17 protein-coding genes are annotated in these 15,680 nt (G+C 64.4%); 11 read left to right on the top strand and 6 right to left on the bottom strand.

Annotated elements, in window-relative coordinates:
* Nucleotides 1–5: 5 nt before the first annotated feature.
* From FOY53_RS01115 to speB, 3 genes are read left to right on the top strand one after another with little or no spacing between them, the layout of a single operon-like run.
* Entirely contained in the window at nucleotides 6–1,391 is a 1,386-nt protein-coding gene (locus tag FOY53_RS01115) for a leucyl aminopeptidase family protein (RefSeq protein ID WP_146584810.1), read from the top strand.
* Nucleotides 1,388–2,242 (top strand): C40 family peptidase, encoded by an 855-nt coding sequence (locus FOY53_RS01120; RefSeq protein WP_146584812.1) that lies wholly within the window; start codon nucleotides 1,388–1,390, stop codon nucleotides 2,240–2,242. Before FOY53_RS01115 ends, FOY53_RS01120 begins: the two co-directional genes overlap by 4 nt.
* On the top strand, nucleotides 2,239–3,207 hold the full coding sequence (gene speB, locus FOY53_RS01125) for an agmatinase (protein WP_146584814.1): 969 nt from the start codon (nucleotides 2,239–2,241) through the stop codon (nucleotides 3,205–3,207). Before FOY53_RS01120 ends, speB begins: the two co-directional genes overlap by 4 nt.
* 30 nt (nucleotides 3,208–3,237) lie before the next feature.
* On the opposite strand, the gene FOY53_RS01130 is transcribed toward speB, so the two are convergent.
* Nucleotides 3,238–3,579 carry a DUF2794 domain-containing protein gene (locus FOY53_RS01130; RefSeq protein ID WP_146584817.1) on the bottom strand — a complete coding sequence of 114 codons (342 nt, stop codon included), beginning with the start codon at nucleotides 3,577–3,579 and terminating at the stop codon, nucleotides 3,238–3,240.
* A 168-nt stretch (nucleotides 3,580–3,747) separates the two neighbouring features.
* The gene (locus FOY53_RS01135) at nucleotides 3,748–5,403 is read right to left on the bottom strand and encodes a Y-family DNA polymerase (RefSeq protein WP_146584819.1); all 1,656 of its coding nucleotides are present in this window, start codon (nucleotides 5,401–5,403) and stop codon (nucleotides 3,748–3,750) included.
* 225 nt (nucleotides 5,404–5,628) lie between these two features.
* Here FOY53_RS01135 and FOY53_RS01140 point away from each other — a divergent pair, with 225 nt between their 5' ends.
* Together FOY53_RS01140 and FOY53_RS01145 are read left to right on the top strand one after the other, a co-directional pair.
* The gene (locus FOY53_RS01140) at nucleotides 5,629–6,066 is read left to right on the top strand and encodes a c-type cytochrome (RefSeq protein ID WP_146584821.1); all 438 of its coding nucleotides are present in this window, start codon (nucleotides 5,629–5,631) and stop codon (nucleotides 6,064–6,066) included.
* A 183-nt stretch (nucleotides 6,067–6,249) separates the two neighbouring features.
* Nucleotides 6,250–6,969, top strand: coding sequence for an NYN domain-containing protein (locus tag FOY53_RS01145; RefSeq protein WP_146584823.1), 720 nt, complete (start codon nucleotides 6,250–6,252; stop codon nucleotides 6,967–6,969).
* Between the two features lie 3 nt (nucleotides 6,970–6,972).
* On the opposite strand, the gene FOY53_RS01150 is transcribed toward FOY53_RS01145, so the two are convergent.
* Nucleotides 6,973–7,590, bottom strand: a complete 618-nt coding sequence (locus FOY53_RS01150; protein WP_146584824.1) for a TetR/AcrR family transcriptional regulator — start codon at nucleotides 7,588–7,590, stop codon at nucleotides 6,973–6,975.
* A 67-nt stretch (nucleotides 7,591–7,657) separates the two neighbouring features.
* Nucleotides 7,658–7,849 carry a hypothetical protein gene (locus FOY53_RS01155; protein ID WP_146584827.1) on the bottom strand — a complete coding sequence of 64 codons (192 nt, stop codon included), beginning with the start codon at nucleotides 7,847–7,849 and terminating at the stop codon, nucleotides 7,658–7,660.
* 96 nt (nucleotides 7,850–7,945) lie between these two features.
* Between FOY53_RS01155 and mbfA the strand changes: the two genes are divergently transcribed.
* The 5 genes from mbfA to FOY53_RS01180 all read left to right on the top strand — a co-directional run bounded on the left by mbfA (nucleotide 7,946) and on the right by FOY53_RS01180 (nucleotide 12,070).
* A complete protein-coding gene (gene mbfA / locus FOY53_RS01160) occupies nucleotides 7,946–8,920 on the top strand; it encodes an iron exporter MbfA (RefSeq protein WP_146584829.1) in 975 nt (324 codons plus the stop codon).
* Nucleotides 8,921–9,088: 168 nt separating this feature from the next.
* Nucleotides 9,089–10,018 carry an AEC family transporter gene (locus tag FOY53_RS01165; RefSeq protein WP_146584831.1) on the top strand — a complete coding sequence of 310 codons (930 nt, stop codon included), beginning with the start codon at nucleotides 9,089–9,091 and terminating at the stop codon, nucleotides 10,016–10,018.
* 75 nt (nucleotides 10,019–10,093) lie between these two features.
* On the top strand, nucleotides 10,094–10,924 hold the full coding sequence (gene fghA / locus FOY53_RS01170) for an S-formylglutathione hydrolase (protein ID WP_146584833.1): 831 nt from the start codon (nucleotides 10,094–10,096) through the stop codon (nucleotides 10,922–10,924).
* Nucleotides 10,921–11,376, top strand: coding sequence for a YaiI/YqxD family protein (locus tag FOY53_RS01175; RefSeq protein WP_146584835.1), 456 nt, complete (start codon nucleotides 10,921–10,923; stop codon nucleotides 11,374–11,376). Before fghA ends, FOY53_RS01175 begins: the two co-directional genes overlap by 4 nt.
* Before the next feature lie 76 nt (nucleotides 11,377–11,452).
* The gene (locus tag FOY53_RS01180) at nucleotides 11,453–12,070 is read left to right on the top strand and encodes an HAD family hydrolase (protein WP_146585410.1); all 618 of its coding nucleotides are present in this window, start codon (nucleotides 11,453–11,455) and stop codon (nucleotides 12,068–12,070) included.
* A 138-nt stretch (nucleotides 12,071–12,208) separates the two neighbouring features.
* On the opposite strand, the gene FOY53_RS01185 is transcribed toward FOY53_RS01180, so the two are convergent.
* Entirely contained in the window at nucleotides 12,209–13,447 is a 1,239-nt protein-coding gene (locus FOY53_RS01185; RefSeq protein ID WP_146584837.1) for an MFS transporter, read from the bottom strand.
* 241 nt (nucleotides 13,448–13,688) lie between these two features.
* On the opposite strand from FOY53_RS01185, the gene zapE reads away from it, so the two are divergent.
* Entirely contained in the window at nucleotides 13,689–14,744 is a 1,056-nt protein-coding gene (zapE, locus tag FOY53_RS01190; RefSeq protein ID WP_146584839.1) for a cell division protein ZapE, read from the top strand.
* Nucleotides 14,745–15,120: 376 nt separating this feature from the next.
* On the opposite strand, the gene FOY53_RS01195 is transcribed toward zapE, so the two are convergent.
* The gene (locus FOY53_RS01195) at nucleotides 15,121–15,675 is read right to left on the bottom strand and encodes a LysM peptidoglycan-binding domain-containing protein (RefSeq protein ID WP_186766475.1); all 555 of its coding nucleotides are present in this window, start codon (nucleotides 15,673–15,675) and stop codon (nucleotides 15,121–15,123) included.
* Nucleotides 15,676–15,680 lie beyond the last annotated feature (5 nt).

A 15,680-nucleotide genomic window follows, 5' to 3' on the forward strand; every position in this document is an offset into this window, starting at 1 on the left:
CCCTGATGACATTTGCCTTTGCTGCCCCGGACGCGCGGACCCTGCCGCTTCATGTGCTGGAACCCGGCACTGTCGAATCCTGGACCGCACAACAGTCGGACCGGGTACGGGCCTGGGTCGGGGCAAGCAGTTTCAGGGCGGGCCTGGGCACCTCGTTGATGGTTCCCGGCGCGGATGGGGCACCCGAGCGCGCCCTCATCGGCTATGGCACCGCACAGCAGAGGGCGCGCGGTCGCTTTGCGCTGGCGGGCGCCGTGCCGCAGTTGGCGCCGGGCACCTACCGCATCGCAGACGGCCTGCCGCCCGAGGATGCCGCGCGCGAGGCGCTGGGCTGGCTGCTGTGTGATTATGGCTTCACCCGATACAGCGGCGCGGCACCCGAGGTGCCGGCTCTGGTCGCGCCCGAAGGAATTGACGCCGCGCGGGTTGAAATTCTGGCGGTTTCCGAGACGTTGACCCGTGATCTGATCAACACGCCGGCCTCGGACATGGGGCCGACGGCGCTGGAACAGGCCGCGCGCGATCTGGCGGGCGTGTTTGGCGCGCGGGTCGCGGTGACGGCGGGGGATGCGCTGCTCGAACAGAACTTCCCCATGATCCACGCGGTGGGCCGGGCATCGGCAGATGCCCCGCGCCTGATCGACATGCGCTGGGGGGAGACCGGGCCAAAGCTGACGCTGGTGGGCAAGGGTGTATGTTTTGATACCGGCGGGCTGAACATCAAGCCGGGCAGTTCCATGGGCCTGATGAAAAAGGACATGGGCGGTGCCGCCAATGTTCTGGGCCTTGCTCGGATGATCATGGCGCTGGGGCTGCAACTGCAACTACGGGTGCTGATCCCGGCGGTCGAGAACAGCATCGCGGGCAACAGTTTCCGGCCGCAGGACATTCTGACATCGCGCAAGGGGTTGACGGTCGAGATCAACAACACCGATGCCGAGGGGCGGCTGGTGCTGGCGGATGCGCTGGCGCTGGCGGACGAGGAAAAGCCGGACCTGCTGATCTCGATGGCGACGCTCACCGGCGCGGCGCGGGTGGCTGTCGGGCCGGACCTTGCGCCATTCTATGTCGATGACGATGCCATCGCTTCGGGACTGGAGCAGGCCGGGCGGCGCACGGCCGACCCACTGTGGCGCCTGCCGTTCTGGGATCCGTACGAGGCGATGATCGAACCGGGGATTGCCGATCTCGACAATGCGCCTTCGGGGGGCTTTGCCGGGTCGATCACTGCCGCTTTGTTCCTGCGCCGCTTTGTCACCGACACGCCGTCCTATGTGCATTTTGACATCTACGGCTGGCAGCCCGCGCCTGCGCCCGGTCGCAGCAAGGGCGGTTTCCTGCAGGGACCGCGCGCCATTCTGGATGCGCTGCCCGGGTTGCTGGCGCTGTGAATGACCGGCGCCTGACACCGGCCAACACCCGTGTCGCGGCAGAACATCTGCGCGGGTCGATCGAGGCCGCGCACTTCAGCGCCGGAGAGCCGCGTCGCGTGGTTGTCCCGGTGGTCGATCTGCTGCGCGCACCGGCGGGGGCACGCGACCGGCAGATCCTGTTCGGTGCGGCGGTCACGGTTTATGACGAACACGAGGGCTGGGCCTTTGTGCAGGCCGCGGCGGACGGTTATGTCGGCTATGTGCCGGTCAGGTCGCTGGGGGTGGCCCCGGTGCCGACCCACCGGGTCGACGCGCGCGCCACACATGTCTACAGCCTGCCCGATTTCAAATCGACCAACGTCATGACGCTGAGCTATGGCGCGCAGTTGGACGTTGTGACCGACGCCCCGGACCCGGTCGAAAGATTCGTCGCGACCAGGGTGGGCTATGTGCCGCGCGCACATCTGGTCCCGTTGGGCACAACCGCTTCCGATCCGGTGGCAGAGGCTGAAAAACTGCTGGGCACGCCGTATCTCTGGGGCGGCAACAGCGCCTTTGGCATCGACTGCTCCGGCCTTGTGCAGGCGACGCTGGCTGCTTGCGGACAGGCCTGCCCGGGTGACAGTGATCTGCAGGAAACCAGTGTCGGACGGACGCTGCCAAAGGGCACCGCGCCGCGCCGGGGGGATCTGCTGTTCTGGAAGGGGCATGTGGGCTGGGTCGCGGCCCCGGACATGCTGCTGCATGCCAATGTGCATGCGATGGCGGTGGCCTTGGAACCGCTGGCCGCGGCGCTGACCCGGATCGAAACACAGGGTGACGGGCCGGTGATCCGGCATGCCCGGCTGATTGAGGACGCTTTGAAATGACCAGTGATGCATTCTTCCACCCGGTGTCAGGATTTGATCTGCCGCGTTTTGCCGGCATTCCGACCTTCATGCGGTTGCCGCATGTGGCGCCCGGTCATCCGCGTTTTGGCGAGCTGGACGTGGCGCTGGTCGGCGTGCCCTGGGACAGCGGCACAACCAACCGCCCGGGACCGCGGCACGGGCCGCGCCAGCTGCGCGACGCCTCGACCATGATCCGGGCGGAACATCCGGTCAGCGGGGTACGGCCGTTCGAGGTGCTGGCCTGCGCCGACGTCGGAGATGTCGCGCCGAATCCGGCGGACATTCAGGACTCGATGTCCCGGATCACCGCCTTCTACGACCAGCTTCTGGCCGCGGACATCCTGCCGCTGACGGCCGGCGGGGACCATCTGTCCAGCCTGCCGATCCTGCGGTCTCTGGGGCGTGCGGCCCCGCTGGGCATGATTCATTTCGACAGCCACACCGACCTTTTCAACAGCTATTTCGGTGGCACGATGTACACCCACGGCACGCCGTTTCGCCGCGCGGTGGAAGAGGGTCTGCTGGACCCGAAACGGGTTGTGCAGATCGGGATCCGCGGCACGGCCTATGACACCGAGGACAAGGATTTTGCCAGCTCCGTCGGTATCCGCATCATCACCATCGAGGAGTTTCACGACCGCGGTGTGGCGGACGTCATGCAGGAGGCGCGCGGCATCGCCGGGGAGGGCGCGACCTATGTGAGCTATGACATCGATTTTGTCGATCCGACCTTTGCGCCCGGCACCGGCACGCCCGAGGTCGGCGGGCCGAATTCCTATCAGGCGCTGCAGGTGGTTCGGGCGCTGGAGGGGCTGAACATCGTCGGCGCGGACATGGTCGAGGTCTCGCCGCCGTTCGATGCCTCGGGCGGGACAGCCTTTCTGGGGGTGTCGATCATGTTCGAACTGCTGTGCGTGATGGCGGGGCGCGCCGGGAGCGCCTGAGGAGCCGGGGGCACCTGAGGAGAGGGGCCTTCAGTCGATGGACCGGATCAGCTTGCGTTCAAGCACGCGGAGGACGAGCTTCAGGTCATTGCCGCGCTTGAGCATCTGACCGTCCATTCCGACGACGGCGTACTGGCCCTGTTTGCTGCGCAGTTTCGGGTGTTTCTCGATCCGGTAGAGCGGGTTTTCCGCAGCCCGCCGGAAGATCGAGAACACCGCCAGCTCGCGCAGGGAGGAGATGCCGTAGTCGCGCCATTCACCGGCGGCGACCATGCGCCCGTAGAGTCCAAGGATCAGCGACAGCTCTGTGCGGTGGAACGCCACCTGTTCGGGCAGGGTTTGTGACCTGGGAAAGGGCGTGAGGCTGTTCATGGTTTCAGAGTCGCGCCGAACGCCGGTCAAATCAAGCTCTTTCCAAACGGACCCGGCGGTGCCGGGGCCGGATGTCCCGGTCTGCCCGCGTTGCGGGCACACCGCGGCGCCGGTTGCACCCTGACGCTCTGGGGGCGGCGGGCGCGCCTGTGGCCCGGTCGCGCGATCTCAGGCAAAGCTGCCGTGGCAGAACCAGCCTGGTGACAGACCGGCACCATGGGCGAAGTATAGCCAGAGCTGGTCGCCCCGGTCGGTGTCGATGCGCCAGTAATCCCGCAGCCCGCTGCGCCAGTCGGGATCGTCGAACCACCATTCCGGCGCGATGCGTTCCGGGCCTGACGCGGCCGACGTCACAAAGTCGCGGCCACGCCAGCGGAAGGTTACGGGGGGCGCGACCGTGTCGGCAGCCTGCACCGGTTCCGGGCGCCAGATCAGCAAGGGGCGTGGCGCAGAGGGCTCTGGCCAGTGGGCGGCGGGCGGGGACCAGGCCGCGGCGAGGGTCAGAGCGGACTTTTCCGGCAAATGGCTGGCGGCGGGGTGGCGCCGGGTGATCTGTTCGAGCCCGATGCGGGCGCCAATCCGGCCCATGAGGTCATCGAGGGAAGTGTTGGCCTGCAGCCGGGTGGCGACGGCGGCGCCTGCGGCCAGATGGCCGGTGCGGGTGCGACCATGCAGCGGTTCGGTGCGGATGGCATCAAGGCGGATCATGTCGATGCCGAAGCCGACCTCGATCTCGGGCAGTTTCATCGCCAGCAACGGGCGCAGCCGGTCCGGGTCGTGCGCCGGGCGGGCAAGGCTGACGGTGACCCACTGCATGGTCTGGTCGGTGCGGTAGACCTCGAACCGCAGGGTGCGGGCGCCGGTGCCTTTCCTTTCAAGCCGCCGGCACAGGGTCGGCAGCATCCGGTCCAGCGCGGCCAGCAGGTCGGATTCCAGCCCGATCGGATCGGGCAGGCTGAGCCGGGTGGAAAAATGCTCTGCCGGGGCAGCGGGGGTCAGTGGTTCCGGGGCGCTGCCCATGGCCTGGTCGAGGCGCAGCACCAGCTCTCTGCCAAAGCGGCGGGCGAGGGCGGCACGGGGCTGGCCCAGAAGATCCCCGATGCGGCGCAGTCCAAGGCGGGTCAGGTGCTCCACCGTCAGAGGCTCCAGCCGCAGCGCGGCGATGGGCAGGGACGAGAGCACGGAATGCGGCTTGCCCGGGGGCGCGATTCTTCCGGGGCCTGCGGCAGGCGGGGCCGTCACCGGGGCGCTGCCACCGCGTTCCCAGTGGCGGCGCTTTCCGGCCCGGGCGCGGGTGGCGCGGGCTTCCTGGTCGATGGCATCGCCGGTGCGCCGGGGTGAATCGTCACGAGCCGAATACCGCGCCAGCGCCCAGGCCGCGCCCAGAGTGTCGGCGATGCCAAGATGTACGGACAAGCCCAGGTCGGCGCAGTCGCGCTGGAGGCCCTCCGCCAGAGCCTTTTCGCCGCCAAACAGATGCGCGCATCCGGTGATATCGAGTACAAGCGCGTCGGGATCCTGCCGTGCCACCCAGGGCGAATACTTGCCCGCCCAACGGTGCAGAACGTCAAGAAAAGCGGATTCGACATGCGGGTTTTCAAGCCGTGTCAGCAGGGTGGGGCATATGGCATGGGCATCGCGCAGGGGCTGGCCGATCCGCAGACCGGCCTGTGACGCCAGCGGCGAGAGCGAGCAGAGCAGCTGCGTCTGTCCGGTGTCGCGGACCACGGCGAATGGCGAATCGCCCAGATGCGGCGTCTGCCGCATCTGGCGTTCGGCACCCAGTCGCGGGAACCAGAGAGAGAGGATTCGGCGTGGCGGCATGGCAGTGCCTGATTAAATGTTCCCATTATGTTCTAGTCAGGAGTGCCGGTCGAGTCGAGTCCGCCGCGGCGGCAGCCGCAAGGCCCTGCGCCACGGCCGGAAGAATGGCGCGGGGCCTTGCGGTCACGGCAACATGTGTCCAGAAGTGCGCCAGAACCGGGGGCGCGATCCGCAATGACGCCATGCCGGACACATTGAGTTGCGAGCAGAACACAGGATTTCCCGATGCATATGCGCTTCAGCGCCGCCCTCGTGCCGTTGATCTTTGCCGGTGCCGCCGTTGCCCTGCCGGGGGTGCAGACCACCGACGTGATAAAGCGCCACAGGCTGATGCTGCAGATCCGGGACGCCAGCACCACGCTGGTGGCGATGGCCCGGGGCGAGACCGTCTTTGATGCCGACCGGGCCGCCCGTCTGGCCGGATTGCTCCGCGAGGACGCGGCGGCGATTCCGATCCATTTCGAATTCCAGAACAGCGATCCGGACTCGCGCGCGCGCCCCGAGGTCTGGGCCGACTGGACCGGGTTCGAAAAGGCGGCCGCGCGCAGCGAAGCCGCCGCAGCAGCCCTGCAGACCGAGGCACCCGAGCCATTGCGCCGCGGCATCGAAGCCTTGCAGCGGACCTGCCAGAACTGCCACAGGCGCTACCGGTTCGGCAAATGAACCATCGCGGAACCGGCCGCGCCCAAGCCTCCAACATGGAAGAGCCAGGATTCGTATCTTCTTCTCTTTCCAAATACTCAAAAATCCCGGGTGGCCACCGGAACCGCCGTCCACAAACCAGGCATTCCGTTTGTAAGCACGGGCGGAATCCGTCAGTGTGCCGCAAACCGCAGAGGAGCCATAATGCCCAATCCGACCCGTTCCCCGTTGCTGGCCGTGCTCATCGACGCGGACAATACCTCGCCGAAATACGCCAAGGCGCTGTTCGAAGAAATCGCCAGTCTGGGCGAAGCTTCGGTCCGGCGGTGCTACGGCGACTTTTCCAGCCCGCAGATGTCGGGGTGGTCCAAGGTGCAGGCCGAGTTCGGGCTGGTGCCGCACCACCAGCCGGCCAATACGGTGGGCAAGAATGCCAGTGACATCGCCCTTGTGATCGACGCGATGGACCTGATGCATTCCGGCCGGTTCGACGGTTTTGTCCTGGTCAGTTCGGACAGCGATTTCACCCGGCTGGCCAGCCGGGTCCGTGAACAGGGACTGGATGTGTTCGGCATGGGGATGCAAAAGACACCGGACGCCTTTCGCAAGGCCTGCAAGCGGTTCATCTTTCTCGAGAACCTCGAAAGTGCACCCGGAACCGAAGCAAAAGGTCCGACAACGCCCGCGCCGGATCGCAATCTGGACGAAGTCCGCAACCTGATCTTCAAGGCAATGGACGCGATTGAACAGGATGACGAGTGGTACACCCTGGGCCAGCTTGGGCAGTTCCTGACCAGCGCCAACCCGGACTTCGATACCCGCACCTACGGCAAGCGCAAGCTGAGCGACATCGTCGCCGAGCTGAAAGTCTTTGAAACCCGGCGCAGCAGCGGCAATCAACTGCTGGTCCGGCGTGTGGACTAGGCCTTAGCGGCCATACCGCGCCAAAAAGGTCTCGACGGCGCCGTCAATGACCCGGGCCTTTTCCTCGCGGGTGAAATCCGCCCGGATGCCAAAGACGAGCCGCGGCCAGAGATCAGCCTTGCACAGTTCGGCAAACTGGTCGGCGGCGAGTTCAAAGTCGCCGATGCTCAGATCGCCGCGCCCGGCGGCCGTGCGCAGGTAGTCGACGATGGCCTGGTGCACCTTTTTCGGGCCGCTGTCATAAAACGCCTGACCCAGTTCGGGGAAGCGATCAGCCTCGGCCACGCAGATACGAAAGATCCTCTGGCCCATGTCCGACAGGATAAAGCCAAGAAAACTGTGCCCCACCTGGGTGAGCACGATGCGCGGCGGCTGCGACATGTCGATGGTGTGCAGCGCCTCATCGGCCTGCCGCGCACATTGGGTGTTGGCGACTTCGGTGAACAGCAGCCGCTTGTCCGGAAAGTAGCTGTACAGCGTCGCCTTCGACACTCCGGCTGCACGGGCAATGTCGTCTACCGAGGCACCTTCGAATCCGTCCCGCATAAAGATTTCACGCGCACCGGACAGCACCTGATCAAACTTGCGGCCTTTGCGGACCTTGGAAGCAGGTACTGACATGTTGCGACGCTCTCCTTAACTCAGCCGGTATAAACCGTTTGGTTCAGTAGGAGCAAGCTGGCTCCGGTCAGCGCGATTGATCCGCATTGATCCGCAGGATCGCCGGTTTCGTCGGCGATGCAAACGGCAGGTGCCGCGGATCGACCATGACGTTGCCGGCAAATGCGGGTGCGGCAAGGCTGAACGCCGGCAGCGAAGCGAGCAGGGGGCGTGTCATCGGATACCCCCAAATGTGAACAAGACGGTTCAGATCATCCATGGTTTGCAGGTGCGGCAGCAAGAGTGGACCCGGAAATTTGCCGTTGAAGTCGTGGATGCCCTTGTTAGATTGGAATTATTCTAGGCCGGAGGGACCATGCGTTTTTTCACCCAACGTCGGCATTTTCGCGATCTGTCCGAACAGGAAGTCCTTGCGCTTGCAATTTCGTCCGAAGAGGACGACGCCCGGATCTACCGCAGCTATGCCGCCATGCTGCGCGCCGACTTCCCCGACACCGCGCAGGTGTTCGACGGGATGGCCCGCGAAGAGGATGGTCACCGTCAGGCGCTGATCGATCTGCACCGCCAGCGGTTCGGCGAGGTGATCCCGCTGATCCGCCGTGAACATGTTGCGGGCTATTACGCCCGCCGCCCGGTCTGGCTGGTCCAGAACCTCGGGATCGAGCGGATCCGCGACGAGGCCGAAGGAATGGAGCAGGACGCGGCGCGGTTCTACACCGAAGCGGCGCGGCGCAGCACCGACGCCCCCACCCGCAAGCTGCTCGGAGACCTGGCCGCCGCCGAGGCGGGACATCAGGACCGGGCCGGATCGTTGACGGCACAGCACCTGGATGACCAGGCCCGTGCGTCCGAGGACCGCAGTGCCCATCGACAGTTTGTGCTGACCTGGGTGCAGCCGGGTCTGGCCGGGCTCATGGATGGATCGGTGTCAACGCTGGCGCCGATCTTTGCAACCGCCTTTGCCACCCAGGACACCTGGACGACCTTCCTTGTCGGGCTCGCCGCCAGCGTCGGCGCCGGGATCTCCATGGGGTTCACCGAAGCCGCGTCGGACGACGGCCAGCTTTCGGGTCGCGGCTCACCGGTCAAACGCGGCATCGCCGCCGGAGTGATGACGACGCTGGGCGGCCTTGGCCACGCACTTCCCTATCTGATTCCGCATTTCTGGACGGCCACCACCACCGCCTTTGTGGTGGTGTTCATCGAGCTTTGGGCGATCGCCTGGATCCAGAACCGCTACATGGACACGCCATTCTTTCGCGCGGCGTTTCAGGTTGTGCTGGGGGGCGCGCTTGTCTTTGCCGCCGGCGTGCTGATTGGCAGCGGTTGAGCGAAGGCACGTCTTTTGACAGGGCGGTGCGCATCGGAGTCTGCCGATACGCGGGGCGCACAGGTGCATCCGTTGGCAACGGGTCACAGTATGATCTGCGTGCAGGATAAAACCCGCCCGTGCGGGCTTGGCGATTGACGGTTGCGCTGAGACTGCTAACAAACTGCAATGCTGGATATTTTCCTGAAGACTTTGCCCTTTTTTGCACTGATCGGCCTTGGGTACGGGGCCGGTCGGACAAGGTTTTTCAGCGAAGAGGCGACTGCATACCTCACAAAATTCGTCTTCTACTTTGCGCTTTCCGCAATGTTGTTCCGGTTTTCTGCCAACCTCTCCATTGCCGAGATTTTTGATGCGCGCCTTGCCATGGCCTATCTCTGGGGCACGGCGTTTGTCTACGGCATCGCCATCGCCGTGGCCTTTCTGCGCGGCCTCAGCGTGGAAACCGCCGCCATCGAGGCGCAATGCGCCGCCATCGGAAACACCGGATTTCTCGGAGTGCCGATGCTGGCACTGCTGCTTGGACCCGAAGCAGTCGGCCCGATCATCCTGGTGCTGGCCATTGACCTGCTGGTGTTTTCTTCGCTGCTGGTGATCCTTGTGACCGGGTCCCGGGACGGGCGGATGTCGGCGGCGGTGCTGAAGACTGTCGGACTCGGGCTGATCAAGAACCCGATGATCGTCGCGATCGTGCTCGGGCTGTGCGTTTCGGCCATCGGCGCTCCGGTGCCCGCGCCGGTGAACGAGTTTCTCACGACGCTTGGCAATGCGGCCACTCCGGGTGCGCTGTTCGCCATCGGCGCATCGCTGGCCAGCAAGTCGGCGGAACGGATGCAGATTGCCGGCTGGCTCAGCTTCTGCAAGCTGGTTCTGCATCCGCTGTTCGTTGCCGCCGGTGCCTATCTGTTTTTCCCGGTTTCTGCCTATCAGGCCGCGGTTGTTGTCTCGGCTGCATCCTTGCCGGTGGCGGGCAATGTGTTCATCCTGGCGCAGCATTACGGCGTGGCGCCGCAACGGGTGTCGGCCGCGATCCTGATCTCGACCGCGCTCAGCATCCTGACCGTGTCCCTGTGGATTGCCTGGGTCACCGGCAGCTGACCGCGCCGCAAGTCGGGGTTGCCGCGGGGGCTGGCCTTTAGTAGCCCGACAGTAAATCAACAGGGAGAGAACGGGATGAAGACTGTTTCAGAAAACCGCTGTTTCGGTGGCACGCAGGGCGTTTACAGCCATAGCTCCAAGGCAACCGGCGGCGAGATGACTTTTGGCCTGTTCCTGCCGGAAGAGGCGCAACTGGGCCGGGTGCCGGTTTTGTGGTATCTGTCAGGCCTGACCTGCACCCACGAAAACGCCATGACCAAGGCCGGCGCACAGGGCTGGGCCGCCGAGCAGGGCATCGCGATCGTGTTCCCCGACACCTCGCCGCGCGGGGACGATGTCGCGGATGACGAGGCCTATGATCTGGGCAAGGGCGCCGGTTTCTACGTGAATGCGACCCAGGATCCCTGGAAGCCCCACTTCCGGATGTGGGATTACGTCTGTGACGAGCTGCCGACGCTTCTGGGTGCGGAATTTGCCGTCGACCTGGAACGGCAGTCGATCACCGGACATTCCATGGGGGGGCACGGCGCGCTGACGATCGCGATGGCGAACCCCGGACGGTTCAGGTCCGTGTCCGCCTTCGCCCCGATTGCGCATCCGACCCAAAGCGACTGGGGCCGCAAGCAGCTGGGCGCCTATCTGGGCGCGGATGAAAGCACCTGGGTCCGGCACGACGCGTCGCTTCAGATGCGCGAGGTCGGCTTTGACGGGCCGGTGCTGGTGGATCAGGGCAGCGCGGACCAGTTCCTGGACCTGCTCAAACCCGAAGAACTGGCCGGAGCGATGGCCGCACGTCGCCAGGAAGGATTGTTCCGTATGCAGAAAGGCTATGACCACAGCTACTTCTTCATGTCCAGCTTCATGGAAGACCACGTGACCTTTGCTGCCGAAGCGCTCTACGCGTGACCAGGCTCTACATCGACGCCGATGCCTGTCCGGTCAAGGACGAGGCAGAGCGCGTGGCGACACGCCACAAGGTGACGATGTATCTGGTCTGCAATGGCGGGTTGCGCCCTTCGCGCAATCCGCTGGTGGAACTGGTGATGGTGCCGGATGGTCCCGACGTGGCCGACATGTGGATCGCTGATCGCGCAGGTCGCGGCGATGTGGTCGTCACCGGAGACATCCCCCTTGCCGCAAAATGTGTGGCGGCCGGTGCGCGGGTGCTGCGGCATAACGGCGAGGCCTTGACCGAGGCGAACATTGGCCAGCAATTGGCCATGCGGGACCTGATGACCGACCTCAGGGCTGCAGATCCGTTCCGTCAGGGCGGTGGCAAAGGGTTCACAAAAGCTGACCGGTCCCGTTTTCTGGAAGCGCTCGAACGCGAGCTGCGCAGCGCACAGCGAGGGGGCTGACGCAAAACTTTTTGAAAAGTTTTGCCAAGACTTTTTTCAAAAGTCTTTGGCGTCACGCGAAATGGAGACTTTTGGAATGCAACCCCGGGCGGTGATCTTTGACATTGGCAACGTTCTGATCGAATGGCAGCCTGAACGGTATTACGACCGTGTCATAGGGATTGACCGCCGCCGGGCGATGTTCGCCGAGGTTGATCTGCATGGGATGAACGATACCGTCGACCGGGGTGCCGACTTCCGCGCCACGGTCTACGAGACCGCGGATCAGTACCCGGCCTGGCGGGAAGAAATCCGCAGGTGGCACGACAATTGGCTGGAGTTGGCCACGCCCGAAATACCGCAATCCATCGCCCTGCTGCGTTCACTGCGCGCAAGTGGCATCCAGGTCTTTGCTCTGAGCAACTTTGGCATCGGAACCTTCGCGCTGGCGGAACCGGCCTATCCGTTTCTGCGCGAGTTCGATCGACGCTACATTTCGGGCCACATGGGGATGATCAAACCCGATGCCGAGATCTACGCCGCGGTCGAGGCCGATTGCGGCCTGCCTGCCGCCTCGCTGCTGTTCACCGACGACCGGCCTGACAATATCGCGGCGGCGGCCGCGCGCGGATGGCAGGTGCATCTTTTCGACGGACCCCGGGAATGGGCAAAGTGCCTGGCCGGTCACGGTCTGCTGCGCGCGGCGCCTGTGTAGGGTCCGCCCGCAAGCCTCCTCAGGACGGGGACGCCAGAGCCTCCACCGCGCGCATGCATCCCGCCTGCACGGCGGCGGCAATCCGCATTGGATGTCAGCGCCCGTGCGCTTACGTCATCGCCGCCGGGCACAGGGTCATCACGCCGCCTGCAACGCCGGGCCGCGCCGCTCGCGGATGGGAAGGTGCACGAGGGCACTCAGGGCGCCGACCGCAATCCCGATCCACCAGACGGCGTTGTAATCTCCGGTCAGGTCATACATCCGACCGCCGAGCCAGACGCCCATGAAACTGCCAAGCTGGTGTGAAAAGAAGACAATGCCATAGAGGGTGCCCAGATACCGCATCCCGAAGATCTGCCCGATAAGTCCGGCGGTCAGCGGCACGGTGGCCAGCCACAGCGCCCCCATCACGGTCGAGAAGACCAGGACCGAGACCGGGGTGATCGGCAGCAGGATGAACAGCGCCCCGGCCAGGGTACGTCCGGTATAGATTCCAGCCAGCAGGTATTTCTTTGACCAGGTCTTTCCCAGCCAGCCGGCCAGCAGAGTGCCGCAGATATTGGCAAGACCGATGACCGAGATCGAGACCGCCCCCAGCGCCGAGGTTGTCGTGATTCCCAGCGAGGACAGGACTCCGCCGGGGGCGATCGGTCCACACAGCTCGGTGACAAATGCCGGGAAATGCGCGGTGATAAACCCAAGCTGGTAGCCGCAACTGAAAAAGCCGATGAAGATCAGGGCAAAGGACGGATCGCGCAGGGCGCGGCCGAGGATACGGGTCAGGCTTTCTTCGAGCTCGAGCCGTGTCGCGACCGGCGCCCGCATCAGCGGCAGGGACAGCATCACCAGCAGGATGGCCGCAGCAAAGACCAGAAACACCGACTGCCAGGACAGAAACCCCAGCATCCACTCGGCCAGCGGCGCACCGAAGACCTGGCCGCCGCTGCCGGCGGCGGTGGCAATCGCCATGGACATCGAGCGGTTTTCATCCGAACTGGCCCGCCCGACCACCGCGAGGATGACGCCAAAGCCGGTGCCTGCGATCCCGAATCCGACAAGGATCTCGTAAAGCTGATGTGCCTCCGGGGTCACGGCGGCGCTGGACAGCACAAGGCCCGCGGCATAGACGGCGGCGCCCAGCAGGATCGTTTTGCGATCACCGATCTTTTCCGCCAGAGCGCCGAATATCGGTTGGCCCACGCCCCAGGCAAGGTTCTGGACGGCGATGGCAAAGCTGAATTCCGTGCGCAGCCAGCCAAACTCTGCGGCGATCGGGATCTGGAAAACACCGAAACTGGCACGGATCGCAAACGACACCAGGATGATCAGGCAGCCGACCAGCAGCACCGGGTTGAGTATCGAACTGCGCACTGTCATGGTCACTCCGTTTTCGCGGACCTTATGCCTTGGCGGGGACACGTCAATTCGGAACTTGTGCGAAATCGCATCAGCATTGCCGATATGACGCCACCGCAGGACGGAATATCCAACCGAAATGTGCTGATGCAAGTGCGGCACCCGCCCGGCCTCGGCGGCATTTCGTGGAAAACATGCAACGGCGGCAACGCGCCGTGCGGCGGGGCTACACAACTCCGGTCCGTCAGAGTATGCGGGGCGCATGGTCAGCGTGGCAGAACTTTATGAACAGCGGGTCGCCGAAGGGCGGCTGGAACGGGACGCCGCGCAGGAAGCGGCGTTGCCTGAATTCGAACGAATCCGGGCGGCCCTGGCGGTGCCGGTGAAGAAGGGTCTGTTCCGCAAGCCCCCCGAACCGCCGAAGGGACTTTATCTTTGGGGTGGGGTCGGGCGCGGCAAGTCGATGCTGATGGACCTGTTCGTCGAAACCGTCGATGTGCCCGCACGCAGGGTGCATTTCCACGCATTTATGCAAGAGATGCACGCCCAGATGCATGCCGAGCGCAAAAAGGGCACGGAGGATGTCATCAAGCCTGTGGCCCGACGGGTTGCCGAAGAATTGCGGCTGCTGGCCTTTGATGAAATGCAGATCACGGACATCACCGATGCGATGATTGTCGGGCGCCTGTTCGAGCAGTTGTTCGCGGCGGGGTGCGTGGTTGTGACCACGTCGAACAGGATCCCGGACGACCTGTACAAGAACGGGCTGAACCGACAGCTTTTCCTGCCGTTCATCGAGTTGCTCAAGCAAAAGATGGTGGTGCAGGAACTGGCCTCTCCCAAGGACCACCGGCAGGATCGGCTGGCTGGGGCGCAGGTGTATTTTACACCCAACGGCCCCGAAGCCAGGGCCGAGATCGAGCGGATCTGGCTGGAACTGTCCGGCGGGAAAGAAGAACCTCTGGTGCTGCATGTGCAGGGCCGCGAAGTTGAATTGCCGCGGTTCTCCAACGCGGTGGCCCGCACCGGCTTTTACCAGCTTTGCGGCAGGCCACTGGGGGCCGCGGACTATCTGAAGCTTGCCGAAACGGTGAGGGTGCTGATCATCGAGGATATTCCGTCGCTGGGTCGGTCGAATTTCAACGAGGCCAAACGGTTTGTGACACTTGTCGATGCGCTTTACGAGGCGAAGGTGCGTCTGATCGTGAGCGCGGCGGCCAAACCGGAGATGCTGTACGTGGAAGGTGTCGGTGCGTTCGAGTTTGATCGGACGGCCAGCCGCCTCCGAGAGATGCAGGCCGAAGGCTGGGGGCAGTGACGCCACGATGATTAGGGGCCCCGAAGGGCCCCTGGAACTGCTCTTTTTTTGGACTTGCCTGTCGATGGTGCCGGTTCGGAGCGCCGCGAAGTGCGGCAGTCCGGAAATTCCTGAATTTAGGTGAAACAGTCCCAGGCAGCCAGAAATGCGAGTCTGGCAGTTGCGATTGCTGTCCCCCTGTCGGCGCCTTTTTCGGGTTCTGAAGCGACCCGGCTGCACGGTGATAGGGAATCATAGGCCGACTCAACCGCGTCCGTCAACATTTAGTCGAACGATCAATATTTATGGGAAAGTGCCGCGTGGCGTGGCACGTCTTGTATTTTTCGCAAGCTCCTGAAGACGCATGCAAACTGTCAATAACCGCGGGAAGGGTAATTTATCGGAGCGGAAGTTTCAGCACCTGTCCTGCCCGCAGATCGTCCGGTCCGGCAAGGACATGCTGGTTTGCGGCGAACAGTGGCCCGGACATGTTCACGTCGTCATAGAGCGCCTGTGCGATGCTGACGAGGGTGTCACCCGGGCGGACGATGTACTCGGCGGGGTTGCGGATCGCCGGGGTCTGTTGGACCTCCAGCGATTTTCGGACAATGCTGTGCAGCAGGCTTCCGGGCTGTCCGGGAGCCCGGCTGCGGCCGGTGGCGGCATTGAGACGCGCAATGCTGTCCCACGTCAGCCTGCGCAGATCCGGTGCAGCGGCGGGACTGTGAGTGTCCATGACCCGTCTGGGGTCACCTGGCGGCTGCTCTTGCGGCGTGGGGGTCACTTCGGGCTCTGCGGTGTCAAAGGCACCGGTGAGCTGCGGCGCGCCGCGGCTGACTTCGGGTGGATTGTCGCTGTAGCCGCCGCGCTTCACGGCGGCCCCCGGCTGAAACACCAGCAACAGCAGCGTGACCGCGACGAAGCCGCCGAAAAAAAGCACCAGTCTGATCATCGCCG

The organism is Puniceibacterium confluentis (assembly GCF_007923445.1).
In the GTDB taxonomy this organism is placed as follows: domain Bacteria; phylum Pseudomonadota; class Alphaproteobacteria; order Rhodobacterales; family Rhodobacteraceae; genus Puniceibacterium; species Puniceibacterium confluentis.

Excerpts from the sequence above, each read along its gene's own strand:
- FOY53_RS01115 (WP_146584810.1), top strand. The coding sequence starts at position 6 with ATGACATTTGCCTTTGCTGCCCCGGACGCGCGGACCCTGCCGCTTCAT.
- FOY53_RS01180 (WP_146585410.1), top strand. The coding sequence starts at position 11,453 with ATGCAACCCCGGGCGGTGATCTTTGACATTGGCAACGTTCTGATCGAA.
- FOY53_RS01165 (WP_146584831.1), top strand. The coding sequence starts at position 9,089 with ATGCTGGATATTTTCCTGAAGACTTTGCCCTTTTTTGCACTGATCGGC.
- FOY53_RS01195 (WP_186766475.1), bottom strand. The coding sequence starts at position 15,675 with ATGATCAGACTGGTGCTTTTTTTCGGCGGCTTCGTCGCGGTCACGCTG.
- FOY53_RS01135 (WP_146584819.1), bottom strand. The coding sequence starts at position 5,403 with ATGCCGCCACGCCGAATCCTCTCTCTCTGGTTCCCGCGACTGGGTGCC.
- speB (WP_146584814.1), top strand. The coding sequence starts at position 2,239 with ATGACCAGTGATGCATTCTTCCACCCGGTGTCAGGATTTGATCTGCCG.
- mbfA (WP_146584829.1), top strand. The coding sequence starts at position 7,946 with ATGCGTTTTTTCACCCAACGTCGGCATTTTCGCGATCTGTCCGAACAG.
- fghA (WP_146584833.1), top strand. The coding sequence starts at position 10,094 with ATGAAGACTGTTTCAGAAAACCGCTGTTTCGGTGGCACGCAGGGCGTT.
- zapE (WP_146584839.1), top strand. The coding sequence starts at position 13,689 with ATGGTCAGCGTGGCAGAACTTTATGAACAGCGGGTCGCCGAAGGGCGG.
- FOY53_RS01130 (WP_146584817.1), bottom strand. The coding sequence starts at position 3,579 with ATGAACAGCCTCACGCCCTTTCCCAGGTCACAAACCCTGCCCGAACAG.
- FOY53_RS01155 (WP_146584827.1), bottom strand. The coding sequence starts at position 7,849 with ATGGATGATCTGAACCGTCTTGTTCACATTTGGGGGTATCCGATGACA.
- FOY53_RS01150 (WP_146584824.1), bottom strand. The coding sequence starts at position 7,590 with ATGTCAGTACCTGCTTCCAAGGTCCGCAAAGGCCGCAAGTTTGATCAG.
- FOY53_RS01185 (WP_146584837.1), bottom strand. The coding sequence starts at position 13,447 with ATGACAGTGCGCAGTTCGATACTCAACCCGGTGCTGCTGGTCGGCTGC.
- FOY53_RS01145 (WP_146584823.1), top strand. The coding sequence starts at position 6,250 with ATGCCCAATCCGACCCGTTCCCCGTTGCTGGCCGTGCTCATCGACGCG.
- FOY53_RS01140 (WP_146584821.1), top strand. The coding sequence starts at position 5,629 with ATGCATATGCGCTTCAGCGCCGCCCTCGTGCCGTTGATCTTTGCCGGT.